Genomic DNA, 649 nt, shown 5'->3' with positions numbered 1-649 from the left:
CCAAGTGCCGACACAGACGATATGAGCAGGACATAAAAACATTGAGAGCCCCTGCTGCATGAAAGACCGCGGATTAGGCCGACAATGGTGAGTGTCTAATTCAGCCGCGGCGGCCACGCCGCATTCATGGAAGGGGCTCCCATGCTCGATACTACCACCTTCGTCGGCCTCGACGTCCACGCCCGCTCGATAAAGGCAGTCTCCCTCGACGTCATGACCGGGGAGGTGCGCTGCGCGACCTTCGGCTACGACGCCGGGGCAGTCGCGGAGTGGGTGCGGTCCGTGGACCCAAAGGCCAGGTGCGTGTACGAATCCGGGGTCACGGGGTTCGACCTGCAGAAGAGGCTCTCCGGCCTCGGGGTCGACTGCGTGGTCGGCGCCGTCTCGAAGATGATCAAGCCCAGCGCGGACAGGCGCAGGAAGAACGACCGCAACGACGCCGAGTTCCTCGCCCGCATGCTGTCGGTCGGCAACGTCGTCGAGGTGTGGGTCCCCGACGACGAGTGCGAGGCCGCCCGCGACCTGACCAGGGCGCTCGAGGACGCGAGGGACGACCTCTCGCGCGCGAAGCAGCGGCTCTCCAAGTTCCTGCTCAGGCACGGGCTCGCCTTCGACGAGAGGACGCCCACCGGCCGCAGGAAGGGCAACT

General features: G+C 65.9%; 1 protein-coding gene. It reads left to right on the top strand.

The window, feature by feature from the left end; all coding sequences use genetic code 11:
• Window positions 1-141 precede the first annotated feature (141 nt).
• A partial coding sequence (locus DW661_RS06220; protein ID WP_233547466.1) for a transposase occupies window positions 142-649 on the top strand: 508 nt, incomplete at its 3' end.

Source organism: Collinsella sp. AM24-1, from assembly GCF_003470325.1.
Taxonomy (GTDB): Bacteria; Actinomycetota; Coriobacteriia; order Coriobacteriales; family Coriobacteriaceae; genus Collinsella.
Note: the sequence above shows the minus strand (reverse complement) of the source record. Positions and strands in the feature narration are given on the sequence as shown.